This is a genomic window from Polaromonas sp. P1_F4 (genome assembly GCF_056405675.1).
In genome coordinates this window covers 21871-40388 of the sequence record NZ_JBFUBP010000001.1, presented here as the reverse complement: position 1 = coordinate 40388, position 18518 = coordinate 21871, and the positions used below count along the sequence as shown (strand labels likewise).

Here is an 18518-nt window from a genome sequence, read left to right as displayed (position 1 = left end):
CGTGTTGATGTCAATCGCTGGACCACCAAAACAGCCATGAAGCCGCTCGATCTCGATCACTTTCCCCAGCCGGACTCTAACGCGGCCGGTAGCGTGGAAGCCGCGCTCGACGCGCTCTGGAATGCATACGACGAATCGACCGCAAATGACGCCTACGATGCGCTTCTCTGGGCAACTGGAAACAACCACAGGGGTACGTACTATCCGGTCGTCTTGGGTGTCCTTCCGGAGATTGAACAGATTCTCATGAAGGGGAAAGAGTGGGCGCAGCGAGCAGTTATGGAGTCATTAATAGATCTTGGTGGCTCATTCGTCCCTGAAAAAGGTTACGACACATATCTTGGAGCCTCGGTCAAAGCAACACTCAATGCGTTCATCCACTCAATGCGCCACCGCATTGCACCACTCGCTAACGGCACGGGTGCGCGAGCCAAGAGTGCAATTGAGCTGTTGGAGCTCATTGACGACCAGGCGGCTTAGGTGCCGTTAAAGCGACTTAAATAGGTCCGGAGCGCATCCACCGTCTTCACCGTCGCACCCCGATTGCTGTCGGCGAAAGCCAGCCCGGCGGCCACCGCGGCAGCGCGTGCTTCGGGTTTGTCCATCAGCTTTCGGGCGGCGCGCACGCCTTGTTCCATATCGACCACACGCCGGGCTGCCCCCGCCTCGATGGCCAGCTCGGCTGCTTCGGTGAAGTTGAAGGTATGGGGGCCCATGACGACCGGGCAGCCGCAGGCAGCCGCCTCGATCAGGTTTTGCCCGCCGAGCGGCGCGAAGCTGCCGCCCAGCAGCGCGACATCGCTCATCGCGTAATACAGCGCCATTTCACCCAGTGAGTCGCCCAGCCACACATCCGCGTGCAACGCATCGTCGTTCACGGCCGGGCCGCCCTCCGTATCGGGCCAGTGCGAGCGGCGCGAGACGCGCAGGCCGTGCTGCTGCACCAGCGCCTCCACCTCGTTGACCCGTTGCGGGTGGCGCGGCACCAGCAACACCCTGAACTGGCTTCCCGGCCCCTCCTTGTGCGCTTCTTCCCGCGATTCATCTGCTACAGAATTGATAGCTGGTTGCGCCCGTTCAGATTGGGCTGTGGCACTTAATTGCTTTAAAAATTCCTGCTCTTCGCCTTCACGTGAGCTGGCAAACATAAGCACCGGAAGCCCGAGCGTCCGGCGCCAGACCTTGCCTTTTTCCAGCTGGGCGTCGTCAGGCGAAGCGTCAAATTTGAGGTTGCCGAACACGGCGCTCACCGCAGCACCCGCCTGGCGAAACCGCCGGGCGTCGTCATCGGTCTGGGCATACACCGCAGACAACGCCGCGTAAGCCGGAAACGACAGCGGCGACATTTTCAGTGCCTGCTGCAGGGATTTTTCGGACAGCCTGCCGTTCACCAGCACCAGCGGCATGGCACGCGCCTGGGCTGCGGCCACCATATTGGGCCAGATCTCGGTTTCCATCAGCAGGCCCAGGCGCGGCTTGAAGTGGCCAAAAAACCGCGCCACTGCGCCCGGGCTGTCCCAGGGCTGCCACACCTGCACGTCGCCGGGCTGCAGCAGGCCGACGCCCTCGGCGCGCCCCGTGGCCGTGCCATGCGTCAGCAAAATACGCAAGCCGGGGTGTTGCGCGCGCAGCGCCTTGAGCAGCATGGCCGCCGTGCGCGTTTCGCCGAGCGAAACGGCATGCAGCCAGACCAGCTCCGAGGCAGTTTCTGCCGGTTGGGCATAGTGGCCAAACCGTTCCTGCACCGCCTGAAGGTAACCGGGCTCCCGCCTGCCGCGGCGCGCCAGCTTGCGGCGCAGCAGCGGCTGGCCCAGCCACATCAGCAGCGAATAAAGCTTCAGGGCCAGCGCGCTCATTTCGCCCCTCCGGCGCTTGCGGGGCTGCTCACCGCCCAGCATGCCAGCCAGGCCTGCCAGACGGTTTCCACCGTGGGTGCCGGGCGCGCAAACACGCTGACCTGCCGCCCCCCGTGGTCAAGGGTGCCGGGGCCGGTGCGCCACGCCGTGTCGAAGTTGTAGATCTGCACATGCGGCAAATCCAATGCCACGGCAATGTGGCTGACACCGCTGTCGACACCAATGACACCGGCGCACTGCGCCAGCGCTTCGGTGAGCGCATCGAGCGGCAGCAGCGGCAGCACCAGGGCTATGTCCGCGGCGGTTTTGGTCAGCGCCTGCGCAATGGCCTGGCTGGTGGCCAGCTCGTGTGCGTTGCCGTGCGCCAGTGCCACCGGGTAGCCGGCCGCATGGAGGCGACGCCCCAGCGTGATCCAGTGGTCCAGCGGCCACTCCTTGTCGGCGCGCGAGGTGCCGTGGACCAGCACCACCCGGCCTTTCGACGCTGCAGGCGCTATCTTTTCAGGAGCTGCTTGCGCCCGTCCCTCATGGGCTGCAGGCATTTTTAATCCAAAATCCGATGCGCCTTTCAGGGTGTAGCCCAGCGCACGCGCCGCCAGCTCGCGCGAGCGCTGCACCGCGTGAATATGCGGTGGGAGGGTGATGGCCACGTCGGCCACCCAGCGGGTAGGCGCCTCATAGCCCGAGCCCTCGGTCTGGTTGGCCAGGGCGTAGCGCTTGCCGCCGGGCGCCACCGTGGCAAGCCGCGCCACCAGCGCCGACTTGGTCAAGCCCTGCAGGTCGATGACGGCGTCATAGGCTTCACGTTGAAGTTCGTGCTGGAAGGCACGCCATTCGTTTCGCGTGGCCAGCGTCCAGAATGATTTGCGCCAGCGCCGAATCTCACAGGGAATCACGCGGTGCAGACCTTTGTGGCGCGCCAGCAAGGGGGCAAAGGCCTTTTCCACTACCCAGTCAATCTGCGCGTCCGGGAGCGCGGCGTGGATGTCCTGCACCACCGGCAGGGTGTGCACCACATCGCCGAGCGAGGACAGCTTGACCAGCAAAATTTTCATGAAGACAGTGAAAGGCGAAAACGCTGATTTTCACCGCAGAAAGCGCCCAGAACGCCCACTTGCCCCGGAAACTCCAAAAAAGCCACTCAGCGTCCCTCACGGCACCCCAAACGCGATGCGAAGCGAGCCGTCCAATACCAGCGGGGGCCGCGGAACCGGCTTTGCCGGGCCGCAGGCACCGCCCCCTGGAAGGGGGGAACAGACTACACGAAGTGAGTCTGGAAGGGGGTGGGCTCAGTGCATGGCTGCGGCAAAGCTCGCGTCGGGCTTGACGCTACGCAGCAGGGTCAGCATGTCAGCCTCGATACGCTCCAGCGCCTGCTGGGTGTGGCCCTCAAAGCGCAGCACCAGCACCGGCGTGGTGTTGGACGCACGGATCAGGCCAAAGCCGTCGGGCCAGTCAACGCGCACGCCATCGATGGTCGAGATTTTGGCGGGTGCCGCGAATTTCGCGGATTTGATCAAGGCCTCCACCACCTTGTGCGGCTCGCCTTCCTTGCAGGCCACGTTGAGTTCAGGCGTGCTGAAGCTGGTCGGCAAGGCATTGAGCACGATGCCGGCGTCGGGCACGCGGCTCAAAATTTCGAGCAGGCGCGCGCCGGCATAGGTACCGTCGTCAAAACCGTACCAGCGCTCTTTGAAGAAGATGTGGCCGCTCATCTCGCCGCCCAGGGGCGAGTTGACCTCTTTCATCCTGGCTTTGATGAGCGAGTGACCGGTCTTGTACATCATCGCTACCCCGCCGGCGGCCTCGATCTCGGGCGCCAGGCGCTGCGAGCATTTCACGTCAAACAAAATGGTGCCGCCCGGCACGCGCGAGAGCACGTCGCGGGCAAACAGCATCATTTGGCGGTCCGGGTAAATGTTCTGGCCGTCTTTGGTGACGATGCCGAGGCGGTCGCCATCGCCGTCAAAGGCCAGACCCAGTTCGGCGTCGCCGCTTTGCAAGGCCTTGATGAGGTCTTGCAGGTTTTCGGGCTTGCTCGGGTCGGGGTGGTGGTTGGGAAAGTTGCCGTCCACTTCGCTGAACAACTCCGTCACTTCGCAGCCCAGCGCGCGGAAGATGGCGGGCGCCGACGCGCCGGCAATACCGTTGCCGGAGTCGATGACGATCTTCATCGGGCGCTCCAGCTTGATGCCAGAGACGATGCGGTCACGGTAGGCCGTGCCCACGTCAACCTGGCGGATGGCGCCGGCCTGTGAAGGCAGCACCCACTTGTCGCCCTCAATCACGCGGCGCAAACCCTGAATCTCTTCGCCGTAAATGGCGCGGCCGGCCAACACCATCTTGAAGCCGTTGTAGTCCTTGGGGTTGTGGCTGCCTGTGACCTGGATGCCCGAGCCGGCCAGCGTGCTGGCCGCGAAATAGAGCATGGGTGTGGTCACCATGCCCACATCAATCACATCAATGCCGGTGGCGGCCAGGCCGCGCATCAGCGCCGCGCTGAGCGCAGGCCCGCTGATCCGGCCGTCGCGGCCAACAGCTACCGCCTTTTCACCTTCTGCCAGCGCGGCCATGCCAAACGCTTTTCCCAGGGCCTCGGCCATGTCTTCATGGATGGTGGACGGCACCACACCGCGAATGTCATACGCCTTGAAAATGGACGGGTTGATTTGCATCGGGTGCGGTTCCTGGAAAGACAAGCAGAAAGAAGGTTGATTTTCATTGTAGGTGCCGGCCTATGCGCCAGCTGTAGGCCGTAGCCCTTTCCGGCAGGTCCGTTCAGACTATTGCGGCGCCTCAAAAACCAGCCAGGCCGGCCCCAAAACAGAGGGTTTCAGGCCCTCAGGGACATGTCCGAAAACGGCTAGTGAAAGCCACCCTGCGGCGTATCATTTCCCTCATGAACCGCGAAACCACCCCTCTTGCCGACAACGACTGCTACCTCGCCCTGAAGGCGCGGGACGCCCGTTTTGACGGCAGCTTTTTCACCGGCGTGACCTCCACCGGCATCTACTGCCGTCCGGTCTGCAGCGTGAAGACGCCCAAGCGCGAGAACTGCCGTTTCTTCCACCATGCCGCCCAGGCCGAGAACGCGGGCTTTCGACCTTGCCTGCGCTGCCGGCCCGAGCTGGCGCCGCATTCGGTGGTGTGGTCAATACAGGATGCGTCCTACATCCTGGCGCACCAGGCGGCGCGCCTGCTGGATGAGCCCGAGGTGTGGACCGAGGAAGCACCTTCTGTAGAAAAGCTGGCCGCCAGGCTGGGCGTGAGCGACCGCCACGTACGGCGGATTTTCGAGGCACAGTTCGGCGTCTCCCCCATGCAATACCTGCAGACGCACCGGCTGCACACCGCCAAACAATTGCTGGCCGACACCAATCTGCCCATCACGCAGATTGCGCTGATCAGCGGCTTTGCAAGCGTGCGGCGCTTCAACGCAGCCTTTGTGGAGCACTACAAACTCAACCCCACGCAGTTGCGACGCCAGGGCCCGGCCCGGGTCGGTGAGGTGGGTGAAGGCGTCATCGTGCGGCTGGGCTACCGCCCGCCCTATGACGTGCAGGCCATGCTGGCCTTCTTCAGCAAGCGCTGCATCAGCGCCATTGAATTCATTGCCGCGGATGCTGCGCAGCCCGCTCTGGGCAGGACCTTCAGCATCGAGTCGGGCGGCAAGCTGCATGCCGGCTGGCTGCTCGCAAGCTTTGATGAAAGCCGTTCGCAGCTGGTGCTGCGCGTCAGCGATTCACTGCGCGAAGTGCTGCCGCTGGTCATACGCCGCGTGCGCACCACCTTTGACCTGGACGCCGATCCGGCCACCATCAACAGCGTGCTGCACGTAAGTTTTCCCGAAGGCGACGGCCTGCGTGTGCCGGGCGCGCTGGATGGCTACGAGCTGGCGGTGCGCGCCGTGCTGGGCCAGCAGATCACCGTGGCCGCCGCACGCACGCTGGCGCAGCGCATGGTCGACCGTTTTGGCGAACCCGTGGAAACACCGTGGCCACAGCTGACGCGCCTCTTTCCCGCGCCGGCCGTGCTGGCCGCGGCCAGCGGGGACGCGCTCGGGCAACTGGGCATCGTCAGGCAGCGCCAGGCCGCCATTGTGGGCATTGCGCAGGCGGTGGTGGACAAGCGGCTGCAACTGCACAGCGGCGCTGACGTCAACACGACAGTGGCCGCGCTGAAAGCGCTGCCCGGCATCGGCGACTGGACGGCGCAATACATCGCCATGCGGGCGCTGCGCTGGCCCGATGCCTTTCCGGCGGGCGACGTGGCGCTGCACAAGGCGCTGGGTGTGCAGGGAAAAAAGAACCCGGCGCGGGAGGCTGAACTGGCCTCGGATGCATGGAAACCCTGGCGCAGCTATGCGGTGATACGCGCCTGGAGCGGCACGCTGGAGCGCCCCGGCTGACGGTGCCACAGCGACAACATGGCGATTCATGCGTTCGGGGAATGAATGCGGCGCTTCGATTTCATTGGACGGTCCAGCGCCTTGGCGCGAACATCGCCGGTGAATGATCGAGCCAGTCTTTGCCCGTAAAAGAGACAAGTCAGCTTAAGCCGCCTATTCAGGCCCGGAAAAGACCTCATAAGGCAGAAACTCGAAACCATTCAAAGGTGAACAAGATGAAATTCGACAACTCCATCGTCCAGACGACCTTCCACAGCCCCTTGGGGGAAATGATCATTGCCGCGACTGACAAAGGCCTGGCCGGCACCTGGTTTGCCGGCCAGCGTCACCTGCCGCCGCAACTCGTGAAACCTTATGTGTGGCGCGAAGACCCGGACCACCCGGTGCTCAAGCAGACCATCAAGCAACTCACGGAATACTATGCCGGCACACGCACCGGATTTGACCTGCCGTTGGACCTGGGTCACGGAACGGCCTTCCAGCAGTCGGTATGGCAGGCGCTGCTGGCCATCCCGCAGGGCGGCACCCTCAGCTACGGCCAGGTGAGCCAGCGTATCGGCAAGCCGGAAGCCGTGCGCGCCGTGGGCGCAGCAGTCGGGCGCAACCCGGTCAGCGTGATCGTGCCCTGCCACCGGGTGCTGGGCTCCGATGGCTCACTCACAGGCTACGCAGGCGGCCTGCACCGCAAAACCGCCTTGCTTAAACTCGAAGGCGCACTTCAGGAGAGCACGCTGTGAGTTCCAGTCCCTCCGTTATCGCCGCGCCGGTGGGTGCGGCCCTCACCAAGCCCAAAAACTGGGCTGCCGATTTTGTGATGCTGGCGGCCATCTGGGGCTCTTCCTTTCTCTTCATGCGCATCGGCACGGTGGAGTTCGGTCCCCTGCCCACCGCCGCAGTGCGCGTGGGCATTGCGGCGCTGTTCCTGCTGCCCATCGTATGGTTGCGCGGCCTGTTGCCTGACCTGAAGAAAAACTGGAAACGGATTTTCTTCATCGGCATACTGAATTCGGGCATCCCGTTTGCGTGCTTTTCGTTTGCCCTGCTGTCCATCACCACCGGCTTGTCGGCCATCCTCAATGCCACGGTGCCGATGTTCGGCGCCCTGGTGGCCTGGCTCTGGCTGAAAGACAAACCCAATGCCTCACGCGTGCTGGGCCTCTTCGTGGGTTTTGCCGGCGTAGCCATGCTGGCCTGGGACAAAGCCACCTTCAAGCCCGATGCTTCGGGCGTGGCGCCAGGGTGGGCCGTGCTGGCCTGCCTCTTTGCCTGCATTTGCTACGGCATATCCGCCAGCTACACCAAGCGTTATCTGTCAGGCATGCCGCCGCTGGTCACCGCGGCGGGCAGCCAGATTGGCGCAACCCTCGGCCTGGCCCTGCCCGCCGCCTGGCTGTGGCCGGCGCAGATGCCGGGCGCGCATGCCTGGCTGGCGCTGCTGGCCGTAGGTGTGGTCTGCACCGGGCTGGCCTACATCCTGTTTTTTCGCCTGATCGAAAACGCCGGCCCGCCGCGCGCGCTGTCGGTCACCTTCCTGGTGCCGGTGTTTGCGGTGATCTATGGCGTGATCTTCCTCGGTGAGCATGTGACGGCCTGGATGGTGATCTGCGCCGTGGTGATTGTGATTGGCACCGCGCTGTCAACCGGGCTGCTCAAGCTGGGCCGCAAACCTGAACAGCAAAAGGTATGACCTCCGCCCGCAAGACCAAACTCAAGCTGACTGCGCCCAAGCCTCGCAACCCGCTGGTGGCGCTCGCAGCGCAACGCAAGGCGGGCTCGCATCGCAAATCCGAAGCGAGCCTGCGCAAGAAGGAAAAAATGGCGCTGAACAAGCAGTTGCTTCGAATTTAGAAACCGGCGCGCCTGGGCACGGGCGTCCGACGGGCGTTGCGGCCGCTTATTGCAGCGCCCCCGCCACCACATTGATGCTGAGCGCCAAAATCAGCATGTTGAAGCCGAAGGACAGCACGCTATGCACCAGCGTGAGCCGACGCATCTCGCGCGAGGTGACCTGCACGTCGGAGACCTGTGAGGTCATGCCGACCACGTGGGCGTAGTACAAAAAATCGAAATAGTCCGGATCCAGCCCGCCGGGAAAACACAGACCGGGTCCATCGGGCTCTCCGAGTTTTTCTTCGTGGTAATAGCGATGGGCATAGCGAAACGCGTAAATCGTCTGCATGAACAGCCAAGAGGCAGCCAGCGCCGCAACGGAGAGCACGATGTGCAGCGTGCGCTCCATACCCGACAGGTTTTTTGCCTGTTGCATCATCAACGTAATGGCGGCGACGCAGGCCATGGTGGCCAGCAGCATCAGTAAAAACAGCACCACGCTGGGTTCGTCCTGAGCCTGTGCACGTTCGCGCGTCCGTTTGGCGTCAAAGCGCACGCACAGCCACCAGGCCAGCCACAGATAAACGCCGACGCCGGCACACCAGCCCAGCAAGCCGCAAAACTGCCAGCCCAGGGGCAGCGGCAGCGCCGCCACAATCAGCCCGGCCACCAGGCCCAGGGTGAGCCGCTGCGGGCCGGTGGTTTCGGAGAAATGTTTGCGCATGGCTGCATTGTGAGGCTAGCGGCATCCCGGCTTCAAGGGGGAGATGAGGCACCCATGGTCCGCCGGTACCACTCGTGGAAATGCTGCATGCCGTCTTCCAGCGGCGACTGGTAGGGCCCGGTGTCCGAGACGCCCCGCGCCAGCAGCGCGCGCCGGCCCGCATCCATGCGCTCGCCGATCTCGTCGTCCTCCCGGGCGGTTTCCATGTAGGCGGCGCGATGCGCTTCAATGAACTCCCGTTCGAAGGCGGCGATCTCTTCGGGGTAGTAGAACTCCACCATATTGACCGTGTCCTGCGGCCCCTTGGGGTAGAGCGTGGACAGCACCAGCACGTGCGGGTACAGCTCGATCATGTGGGTAGGAAAGTAGGTGACCCATATCGCGCCAAAATCCGGTGGTGTTCCGGTGCGGTAGTTCAGCAGGCGGTCGTGCCAGGTGCGGTAGATGTCCGAGCCCGGCGCGTTCAGCGAATCGTGCACGCCCACGCGCTGCATGCTGTACCAGTCGGCAAAATCCCAGCTCAGGTTGTCGCAGCTGACGAAGCTGCCCAGACCGGGGTGGAAAGGGGCGACGTGGTAATCCTCCAGGTAGACCTCGATGAAGGTCTTCCAGTTGTAGTTGCACTGGTGCACCTCCACGTGGTCGAGCACGTAGTCCGAGAAATCGAACTCGGGCCGTTTGAACAGCGGCGCCATGTCCTGGGCCGGGTCGCGCGGGCCTTCGAAAAGCAGGCCGTGACAGTTGCGCAAGGAAAACCGCTGCAGGTTCTTGCAGGGTTTTTGCTCGAACTGCGGCGCGCCCAGCAACTCGCCGCTGCTGTTGTAAGTCCAGCGATGCAGCGGGCAGACGATGTTGCCGCCGGCAGCCGCCAGATTACCTTTCGGGTTGGCTGGCCCGCTCACGTTGCCGGTCTCGCCACCCAGGATCAGGGCTTGCCGGTGCCGGCAGACGTTGGACAACAGCTCCACGCCCTGCGGATTACGCACCAGCACGCGGCCTCCGCCTTCCTGCGCGAGCCGGTGCCAGTCGCCGACCTGCGGCACGGCTTTTTCATGGCCGAGGTAGCGGGCGGACTTGTTGAAGATCAATGCCTGTTCACGTGCAAACAGGGCTTCGTCGAAATAAGCGCCTACGGGCAGCTGCGGGTCCGCCGGCAGGACATGCACCAGGCGTGCAATATCGTTCATGGAACTCTCCAGGGCGTGGCGAAGCACACCGGCCTTCAAAGGCACAGCCGCATCGCGGGATCAATGGCCCGGACTACGAAGGATCGGCCAGCAGTCGGGCGATACGCTTGTCGAGCGGGAGCTTGGGGCAGGTGCTGCATTTCTCGCCGTCATGGCGGCGAAAGTAGTGGCAGCACACCTTGCGGTCGAGAGCGAGCGCGGGCGTCCCGTCACGCGCCCGGTAGGCAAAAAAGCCGCAGCCGCCGCTGATGCCGAGCCGGGCCAGCCATTCCTCACCTACCGCGGCGACCTCGCTATCGGCCAGAACTGACCGGCTGCGATGCACCAGCAGCAGCGCGCCCAGCACACACTCAGCCTGCAGCCGGTCGGCGGCGCGTGCATGCAGCGCCACCAGCGGCATCAGTGCCGCGCGCGTGGATTGGCACAGTTCGCGCAGCTCGCCTGTTGCCAGGCGGATGCGTGAAGGCAGCGTCGCGGCCTTCATGGGCGCGTGCACCGGCAATTGAAAGCCGTTGGGGAAGCCGTCCACCACGGGCTGCGCCAGGCCGGCCAGCCGTGGGACATGCGTATCAAGATGCGCGGCGATCACGCTGAGGTAAACCGGTTGCCAGATCGTCAGGCCCCAGCAGCGCAGCGCCACATAGTGCGCGCCGGCTTCGGGGTAGGCCTCTGCCCAGTGCCGGCACAGCGCCCGCAACGGGCCCGGCCTGGCCGCTGCGTCGTCGCCATGACGCAGTGCGCTGGGCAGTGGTACATCGCCCTGCTCGCCGCGCAGCGAGGGTGCGATGCGCCCGGCCAGTTGCAACACGCGGGCGAGGTCATCGTTGGGCGCGGACGCCCACGCCTGCAGCGGCGCGCCGTCGCGCACCGTGTCCTCCGCCCGCATGTCAAAGCTCATGCAACGCTTTCCGCAACCGGTTCTGCCTCGGCCCGGTGCGCGGCGCGGCGGCGGAGCCCGGCAATCGGGTTCACAAGATTGCCGGCCATCTTCAGGCTGGACGCAGGGTCTGCCAGGTTGACCATCTGCACGTTGTTGCCGAGTTGCAGGCGGTTCAGGCAGGAATGCAGGAACTCGGGCACAAACATGTCGTAGTGCGCGAACTTTGCAGCCAACTCGGGGTGGGCATCCTGGTAATCGGATACGCAGTCGGCCACCGATTGCCAGAAGTCTCCCTCGCTGCAGCAGGCGTTTTCCACCAGCACCTGGTTGATGTGGCGCAGCACGCCGTCGAACACGTCGATAAAGATGCCCAGCAGTTTGAAGTGGTCGGGCACATCGACCGCCAGGCGATTGACGCGCTCCGGTAGCAGCGCCTTCGCTTCGATATTGAGGATGGCGCATTCCTCGGCGATGTCTTTCATGATGGCGCGCACCGGCACATGCTTGTCGAGCACCAGGATCAGGTTCTCGCCATGCGGCATGAAGGTCAGGTCGTGCTTGTAGAAGCAATGCAGCAGCGGCGTGAGGTAAGACGCCAGATAGCTTTTCAGCCAGGCCTTTGTGCTCAGGCCGGAACGGCGGATCAGTTCAGGCAGCAGCGCGTGGCCGTCCTTGTCGACATGCAGCAGCGCGGCCATGGTCATCAGGCGTTCGCCCGGTTTGAGCAAGGGCAGCGGGCTTTCACGCCACAGCGCCGAGAACATCTTCTTGTAGGGCGTATCGACCGGTATTGCGGCCTCATAGTAGTGATTGCGAAAGCCGATGGAGGCGACCTCCCGCAGGATGGTGAAGCCGTTCGCGCGCAGGAAGACATCGCCCGACACCAGGTCCTTGATGAACTCATTGATAGCCGGTGTGCCCGACATGTAATAAGGCGACAGGCCGCGCATGAAGCCCATGTTCAGGATGGACAGGGAGGTCTTCACATAGCGCTTGCTGCGGTCGCTGGTGTTGAAGAAGGTGCGGATCGACTGCTGGGCGATGTAGGTGTCGCGGCCGTAGGCCAGGCAGATGATCTTGCGCTGGGCCACATAACCAGCGAAGGCGATCGACAGCTTGTTGAACCACTGCCACGGGTGGGCCGGCATAAAGTTGTAGTCGACTGGATCGACGCCCAGCGCTGCCACTTCACGGGTAAAGCCGTCCACGGTCTCCTGCCCCAGCTCTTCGGCCAGCAGCTGTTCGTAGCTGAGCGTGGAGATGCTGGAGAAAGCCGCATGGTCCTTGTGCACGGCCAGCCAGATGACGCGAATCTCCGAGCCGGCCTCAGGCGCGTAGGCCTGATAGTCGGCTGCGGTGAAACCCAGCCGCCCGTTGTTGGCGACAAACCCCGGATGGCCTTCGGTCATGGCGACCTCAATGGTCTGGAAGTCGGTGGCGTCGGCCAGCTGGGCGCTGCTGGGTGCGTCTGCCTTCATGCGCTTGTAGGCGCTCCCGAAGAGCGTGCTGCTGATCTCGTCGAGGTAGATGGGCAGCAGCTCATCACGTATGCCCAGACGTTGGCGGCATTCGATGATGAACTGGAGCGCGTCCAGCGACTGGTCTGCGCCATTCACTTGTTTGCGGATGGATTCCGGTTTGATGTACCAATGGCGCAGCGCCAGTCGCTGTGCCTCAAACTGGTAGCACGCGGCCCCGTCGTCCGAGCACACCTGGTACAGCGCGAAGCCGCCCTGGCCGGCACGCAGCAGCTCCGGCTCGATGATGATCTCGTGGGCATATTCGGCAATGGCTTTGCGCAGCAGCAGGCGGTTGGCCTGGGCCCAGACCTCCGGCGTCAGGTGGGCGGCGAACTGAGCCGGGTCGTGCGCGATCTGGTGGGCGATGGTGACGTTCATGAATGGACTTCCTCTAAGGTGGCGGCCGTAGCCTGTTCAAAATCCCGCCGTGTGCAAAAGGCGAGGCTGGCGATCTTCTCGGGGAAGACCACATCACGGTCGTAGGCAAAGCCTGCCGACCGGTTCAAGGCATGGACCTTGTGATTGGTGGCGTCGGGCTCCACGACGATGCGCTGCGCACCCAGGTGCTCGAACATGAAGCGCATCAGCGCGTAAAACACCGTGCGCGAGTGCCCGGCGATGCGCTGCTGGGGCGGGCCGATAAAGATGTGCATGCCCAGGTCGCCGGGCCGCACCGTGTAGAAGGCCTTGATGCGGTCCTGCGCGGGGTCGTAGCACTCAGCCAGGAAAGCTGGCCGCCCTTCGTGCCAGCCGATGTAGGGTGTGGCGGTGCCGGAATCCATCATGCGCTGGTAAGCCTCACGAACTTCGTCCTCGGTCTTGTCCTGCATCAGCCAGAAGGCGGCACGCTCCTGGATGAACCAGCGATGCAAAGTCGGGATGTCCTCCGGTATCCGCAACGGGCGGAACACAAAACCCGTCTCGTCGCGGTACGGCCTTTGCACGGCGTCGGCGCGGCGGTGCAGCGTGTCAGTTAGCATGGGCGGGCTCCTTTAAAGATGAAGAATTTGTGACGCTTCCGGTTTCGTCCAGATGTCCGGCGCTGGGCACTTTGAGGATCAGGCGGTCCAGTAGTGCGGTGAGGACAAAGCCGCCGGCCGCCAGCAGAAAGGGCACATGCAGCCCGTAGCGATTGACAATCGCGCCCGCCGCAAACGAGGACAGCAACACGCCCATGTTCTGGAAGAAGTTGGTGATGCTGTAGTCTTGCGCATAGCGCTGCGGCGTAGACAGGCGGAACAGGTTGACCTCCAGCTTGACAATGATCTGGAAGAAGGCCCAGCCGTACAGCACGCGCCCCAGCACGACCAGGAAAGGATCGGGTGCGGCATGCAGCAGCAACCCGACCGCACCCAGCAGCAGGTTGCCCACCGTGTGGTCGGGCAGGTCCCCGCCGCGTGCCCGTATCCAGGCATGCAGGCGCAACGCGACGATGGCCACCACGCCCGGTATGGCGAAGGCCATGCCCGACAGCAGCTCGCTGTCGTTGCCAGTGATCTTCTGCCAGTACAGCGCGAAGAAGGGGCGGATCAGGTAGGCGCTGAAGTCAAACATCAGCATCACCAGCGCCAGCTTCAGGATGGGCAGGCGGGCCAGCAGCCCGACGCGGCGCGCCTCGGTGGCTTCGGCCATTGCCTGCTCACCGGTGTTGACGCGAATGATCTTTCCGCTGCGGATCAGGTAGAAGCAGACGGCCATCTGAAAATAGTCGCCGGCCGCCATGGCAAAAATGCTGGCGCGCGGCCCCCAGGTCTGCAGCACAAAGCCGCCCACCACCGCGCCGAAGATGGCGCCGAAGTGGACTACCACCGACAGAATGCCAATGGTGGCCGCATGCTGCTCTTTGGGGGTCAGGCGCATCATGTACGGGTACATCAGCAGGTAGCTGCTCTTGCACATGAACATCAGCATCGACAGTATCCAGTAGATCTCCACGGAAGGCGCCCAGTCGCTCAGCAGGCTGAAGGTGCCGGCGGCAAACTGCGTGTAGACCAGCAGGTGCAGCGGTTCGACGCGGCGTGCCACGCGTGCCCACAATGGCAGGGTGCACATCACGGCGATGGAGATCGCCGCCACGTAGGCGCCCACGTGCACAGGGCTGTCGATACCGTAGCGCGCGCTGAAAAACTGCGGGTAGAAGGGAATCAGGATGGCGTCGCTGATAACGGCCAGTACCGTCATCGTGATGATGTGAAATCTCAGGTTCATGTTTGTTGTGCGCCTCAGGCCTCAGAGCAGGACGAAGTCCGCTGTGGACGGAATAGTGAAATCCTGGATCGCGACGCGACGCTCAATCTTGTAGTGCTCCACGCCCGTGAGTTCGCGCAGGATGTAGGAGTTGCGGTAGCAGCTCATGCCCAGGTCCTGGTTGGTCATGCCGTGGGTGTGCTGGCCGGCGTTCTGCACGAATATCTCGTTGCCGTTGAAATCGGCGGCGTAATTGCGCGCGAGGCGATAGCGGCCTTGTTCGTCCCAACGCAGGCGGTGGCGGATGCCGTCAACGAAAGACGGGATGTTCTCGCGGTAGCCCGTGGCGAAGACCAGCCCCTCGCTGCGATGCGCATAACGTGCGTCGCAGTCAAGCTGGCGGAATTCGATCTCGTAGCTGTCGCTTCCGGCGTCGTAGCGACACCCCTGCAACTCGCAATTGGTAATGAGGTGCGTGCGCAGCGGCCCCTGCTTTCGCCTGTCGTCCAGCAGGTCATAGATCTGGTTGATCAGGCTGGCATTGACGCCCTTGTACAGGCTGTCCTGCGCGCGCACGATGCGCTCCTTCTTCCCATCGGCCAGGTTGTAGAAGTAATCGATGTAGTCCGGGGAGAACATCTCCAGCGTGAGCTTGGTGGTCTCCATCTGGAAGAAGCGCGAAGAGCGGGTGATCCAGGTCAGGCTGTAGTCGTGCCCGTCGGCGTCCTTGAGCAGGTCGTGGTAGACCTCGGCCGCGCTCTGGCCACTGCCGACGATGGTGATGGAGCGCTTCTTCTGCAGCTCGGCCTTGCGGGTGATGTAGTCGGCGGTATGCAGGTAGCGATGCCCGCCCGGCGCGCAACATTGTGGGAAACGGGGCTTGGAGCCAACGCCCAGCACCAGCTTGCGGCAGCGCATGACAAAAGGCTCGCGCTGCGGGCCTTGCACACCGGTCACGACATAGCAGCCGTTCTCGATGTCGTGGACGATCTCCTGCACGTCATACTCGAAGCGCGCGTTGGACAGGCGCGCCGCCGCCCAACGGCAGTAGGCGTTGTACTCAGCCCGCGTCAGGTAGAAGCTCTCGCGGAAGTAGTACGAATAGATTTTCCCTTCTTCCTTGCAGTAGTTGAGAAAGCTGAAGCAGCTGGTGGGGTCCGCCAGGCTCACCAGGTCGGCCAGGAAGGGGTTTTGCAGTGTGGTGTTGTCAATCAGCATCCCGGGGTGCCAGTTGAACTCCGCATTGCGCTCCAGAAAAACCGCGTTCACCTCGGTGATCGGCTCCGCCAGACAGGCCAGGCTCAGATTGAAGGGTCCAAGCCCGATCGCAATAAAGTCATAGACATCATTTTTCATTGCACTGAACTCCCTGATTTCTGGTGCGCCATCCGGTGGCGCATGGTGATCAAAAGAATGCCCGCCGCTGACTACAGCACCGGGCCGCGTTCCTACCACTGATACGTCAGGGTCGCGTTGACGCTGCGCGCGTCGCCCCAGTAGCAGTACTGCTGGCTCAGGCACGACGCCACATAGGTCTTGTCGAGGAGGTTATTGACGCTCAGGCGAAGGTTGGCGCCCTTGAGCGACGGATTCAGCTGGGCCAGATCGACGCGCAGCATCAGGTCCACCAGCGTGTAGGGCGGCACCTTCATGCTGTTGGCGTTGTCGACCCAGCTCGAGCCCACATGGCGCACGCCCGCACCCATGGTGTAGCCCTGTGCGAAGTTCCAGTCGCCCCAGACCGAGGCCATATGGCGCGGCGCCTGGTACGGCGTGTTGCCGGTGAAGCCGTCCGACGATTCGGTGAACTTCATGTCGGTATAGGTGTAGCTCGCCAGCACCGACACCTTGCTGCTCAGCCGCGAACGGGCCTCCAGCTCCAGGCCGCGCGAGCGCACCTTCCCGGTAGGTTCAAAGTAGGTGGCTCCTACCGGGCGTGTGGCGACATTTTTCTGCGACAGGTCGTACACCGCCGCCGACAGCAGGGTGTTGGAGTCCTTGGGCTGGTAGCGGATGCCGATTTCCAGCTGTTGGGTCTCCGCGGGCGGCAGGTTGTTGCCTTGCCGGTCATTGCGCAGGCTGGGATTAAAGCCGTCCGAATAACCCACATAGGGCGCAACGCCGTTGTCAAACAGATAGACAACGCCGGCCCGCTTGGTGAATTTGGAGCCGCTCCACTGCGCCGGATTTCCCGAACCATACTGGTTGGAGGCCTTGGCCCAGTCCATGCGGCCGCCCAGCGTGAAGCGCCAGCGGTCCAGCTCGGTCTGGTTTTGCAGGTAGAGGCCGGTCTGGTCCAGCTTGCGGTCGATCGGGTCGCTGGTCACGCCGGTCAGGCCCGGGGCGCCGTAACTCGGGTTGAACACATTGATGGGCAGTGCGCTGCCCGATTCCCAGCTCCCGCTGACGCGGCGCTTCTGATAGTCCAGCCCGGTCAGCAGGGTGTGCTTGAGCGCGCCGGTCTGGAAGTGGCCTTCGAGCTGGTTGTCGACCGTGTTGCCGCGTGTCGACTCCGTGGCGCCGGAATAGTAGCGCGTCAACTCATTGGCGCTGGCCCAGCCGTAGCCGTAGATCTGGCGCAGCGTGGTGTCTGCCGTCACATGGCGGAAGTTCTGCCGGAACTTCCACGCATCGTTAAAGGCATGCTCGAACTGGTAGCCGAGGAAGCGTTGCTTGCGCTGGTATTTCTCGACGCTGGAATCTCCATCAAAGAAATAGCGCGAGATCAACCGGCCGTTGTGGCGGGCATTGAGGCTGCCGTCCGCCGGAACCCCGCTGTGGTAGCTGCCCTCAGGGTCGTCCTGCAGATAAGCCTGCAGCAGCAGGCGCGTGTCGTTTGACGGGTTGATGGCAAGAGATGCCGCGATTGCCTGGCGCTCTTCCTTGACCGTGCTGAACTGTGAGTCGAGCGAGCGCGTCAGTGCCGACAGGCGAAAGGCCATCACACCGTCTTTGTCGATGGGCCCCGAAAGATCGACAGCCGCCTCCCGGCGGTTGCGGTTGCCGATGGTGAGCTGCACTTCCCGGTAAGGCTGGAACTGCGGTGTCATGCTGGTCAGCGCCACCAGGCCGCCCGGCGACGCGCGCCCGTACAGCACAGAGGCCGGGCCACGCACCACGTCAATGCGCTCCAGGAAATAAGGATCCACCTGCATCGAGGTGTAGCTGCCCTGGTCGCTCAGCATGCGCAGGCCGTCAAGCAGCGTGCTGTCTACGCTGCTGTCCTTGAAGCCGCGCAGCGCCACGTAGTCGTAGCGGTTGGACGCGCCCACCAGCCCGGTGAAGGCGCCGGGCGAGTAATTCAAGGCCTCGGAAACGCTGCGCGGCTTCTGGTCTTCCAGCTGCTGCTTGGTCACCACCGAGATGGACTGCGGCGTCTCGATGATGGGAGTGTCGGTCTTGGAACCCGATGCGCTGCGTTTGGCGACGTAGCCGTTGCCGCCGCTGGTGGCCGTTTCCTGCTCCGCGCCGGCCGTCACGGTCACCAGCGGCAAGGTTGCCGCGCCCGATGACGTTGAAACAGGCTTGACCACAAACACATTGCCGTCGATGGTCGCCGCCAGGCCGTTGCCGGCCAGCAACCGGTCCAGCGCCTGCTGCGGCGTCAACCGGCCCGATACCGCGGGCGCCGTCTTGCCAGCCACCAGAGCGGGCTGGACCATCAACTCCAGCCCGGCCTGCTGCGCCAGGTTGTTGAGCGCCTGAGCCAGTGGCTGCGCCGCGAGGCTGATCTGCATGGGGGTGGCGGCACGCGCGCTGGCGGCCCCCTGGGAGTAAACCACCGAGCTGCCGAGGGCCAGAATCAGGGCCAATGGGGGCAGGTGGAAGCGGGAACGAGGCATGCGTGCAATCTCCGGGAGAAGGTTTAAATAAGAATCCTTCTCATGTAGACGCGTGGGTCCCGGGAAACCCTAGGTCGGGCACAA

Annotated in this window: 16 protein-coding genes; 5 read left to right on the top strand and 11 right to left on the bottom strand. The window is 63.5% G+C overall.

What is annotated here, in order from left to right; genetic code table 11:
* The first annotated feature begins 36 nt into the window (after nucleotides 1-36).
* Complete coding sequence (locus AC1DYQ_RS00195; protein ID WP_477685080.1) at nucleotides 37-480, top strand: hypothetical protein; 444 nt, start codon at nucleotides 37-39, stop codon at nucleotides 478-480.
* Here AC1DYQ_RS00195 and AC1DYQ_RS00190 read toward each other — a convergent pair.
* The 3 genes from AC1DYQ_RS00190 to AC1DYQ_RS00180 form a co-directional block, all read right to left on the bottom strand.
* Complete coding sequence (locus AC1DYQ_RS00190; protein ID WP_477685079.1) at nucleotides 477-1856, bottom strand: 3-deoxy-D-manno-octulosonic acid transferase; 1380 nt, start codon at nucleotides 1854-1856, stop codon at nucleotides 477-479. The genes AC1DYQ_RS00195 and AC1DYQ_RS00190 overlap by 4 nt on opposite strands.
* On the bottom strand, nucleotides 1853-2911 hold the full coding sequence (gene waaC, locus AC1DYQ_RS00185) for a lipopolysaccharide heptosyltransferase I (RefSeq protein ID WP_477685078.1): 1059 nt from the start codon (nucleotides 2909-2911) through the stop codon (nucleotides 1853-1855). The genes AC1DYQ_RS00190 and waaC overlap by 4 nt, the downstream gene beginning before the upstream one ends.
* Nucleotides 2912-3145: 234 nt before the next feature.
* Entirely contained in the window at nucleotides 3146-4531 is a 1386-nt protein-coding gene (locus tag AC1DYQ_RS00180) for a phosphomannomutase/phosphoglucomutase (protein ID WP_477685077.1), read from the bottom strand.
* Nucleotides 4532-4755: 224 nt separating this feature from the next.
* Here AC1DYQ_RS00180 and AC1DYQ_RS00175 point away from each other — a divergent pair, with 224 nt between their 5' ends.
* From AC1DYQ_RS00175 to AC1DYQ_RS00160, 4 genes are all read left to right on the top strand, one after another.
* Entirely contained in the window at nucleotides 4756-6264 is a 1509-nt protein-coding gene (locus AC1DYQ_RS00175) for a DNA-3-methyladenine glycosylase 2 family protein (protein ID WP_477685076.1), read from the top strand.
* Between the two features lie 215 nt (nucleotides 6265-6479).
* On the top strand, nucleotides 6480-7001 hold the full coding sequence (locus AC1DYQ_RS00170; RefSeq protein WP_477685075.1) for a methylated-DNA--[protein]-cysteine S-methyltransferase: 522 nt from the start codon (nucleotides 6480-6482) through the stop codon (nucleotides 6999-7001).
* Nucleotides 6998-7951 carry a DMT family transporter gene (locus tag AC1DYQ_RS00165; protein WP_477685074.1) on the top strand — a complete coding sequence of 318 codons (954 nt, stop codon included), beginning with the start codon at nucleotides 6998-7000 and terminating at the stop codon, nucleotides 7949-7951. The genes AC1DYQ_RS00170 and AC1DYQ_RS00165 overlap by 4 nt, the downstream gene beginning before the upstream one ends.
* Nucleotides 7948-8112, top strand: a complete 165-nt coding sequence (locus tag AC1DYQ_RS00160; RefSeq protein ID WP_477685073.1) for a hypothetical protein — start codon at nucleotides 7948-7950, stop codon at nucleotides 8110-8112. The genes AC1DYQ_RS00165 and AC1DYQ_RS00160 overlap by 4 nt, the downstream gene beginning before the upstream one ends.
* Nucleotides 8113-8158: 46 nt before the next feature.
* On the opposite strand, the gene AC1DYQ_RS00155 is transcribed toward AC1DYQ_RS00160, so the two are convergent.
* The 8 genes from AC1DYQ_RS00155 to AC1DYQ_RS00120 all read right to left on the bottom strand — a co-directional run bounded on the left by AC1DYQ_RS00155 (nucleotide 8159) and on the right by AC1DYQ_RS00120 (nucleotide 18434).
* Nucleotides 8159-8818, bottom strand: a complete 660-nt coding sequence (locus tag AC1DYQ_RS00155) for a DUF1345 domain-containing protein (protein ID WP_457279927.1) — start codon at nucleotides 8816-8818, stop codon at nucleotides 8159-8161.
* A 32-nt stretch (nucleotides 8819-8850) separates the two neighbouring features.
* Nucleotides 8851-10005 carry an aromatic ring-hydroxylating oxygenase subunit alpha gene (locus AC1DYQ_RS00150; protein ID WP_477685072.1) on the bottom strand — a complete coding sequence of 385 codons (1155 nt, stop codon included), beginning with the start codon at nucleotides 10003-10005 and terminating at the stop codon, nucleotides 8851-8853.
* Between the two features lie 73 nt (nucleotides 10006-10078).
* Nucleotides 10079-10903, bottom strand: a complete 825-nt coding sequence (locus tag AC1DYQ_RS00145; protein WP_477685071.1) for a siderophore ferric iron reductase — start codon at nucleotides 10901-10903, stop codon at nucleotides 10079-10081.
* Entirely contained in the window at nucleotides 10900-12783 is a 1884-nt protein-coding gene (locus AC1DYQ_RS00140; protein WP_477685070.1) for an IucA/IucC family protein, read from the bottom strand. The genes AC1DYQ_RS00145 and AC1DYQ_RS00140 overlap by 4 nt, the downstream gene beginning before the upstream one ends.
* Nucleotides 12780-13385, bottom strand: coding sequence for a GNAT family N-acetyltransferase (locus AC1DYQ_RS00135; protein ID WP_477685069.1), 606 nt, complete (start codon nucleotides 13383-13385; stop codon nucleotides 12780-12782). The genes AC1DYQ_RS00140 and AC1DYQ_RS00135 overlap by 4 nt, the downstream gene beginning before the upstream one ends.
* Nucleotides 13375-14613, bottom strand: a complete 1239-nt coding sequence (locus tag AC1DYQ_RS00130) for an MFS transporter (protein ID WP_477685068.1) — start codon at nucleotides 14611-14613, stop codon at nucleotides 13375-13377. The genes AC1DYQ_RS00135 and AC1DYQ_RS00130 overlap by 11 nt, the downstream gene beginning before the upstream one ends.
* A 21-nt stretch (nucleotides 14614-14634) precedes the next feature.
* On the bottom strand, nucleotides 14635-15948 hold the full coding sequence (locus AC1DYQ_RS00125) for a lysine N(6)-hydroxylase/L-ornithine N(5)-oxygenase family protein (RefSeq protein ID WP_477685067.1): 1314 nt from the start codon (nucleotides 15946-15948) through the stop codon (nucleotides 14635-14637).
* A 92-nt stretch (nucleotides 15949-16040) separates the two neighbouring features.
* A complete protein-coding gene (locus AC1DYQ_RS00120; protein ID WP_477685066.1) occupies nucleotides 16041-18434 on the bottom strand; it encodes a TonB-dependent siderophore receptor in 2394 nt (797 codons plus the stop codon).
* Nucleotides 18435-18518: the final 84 nt, after the last annotated feature.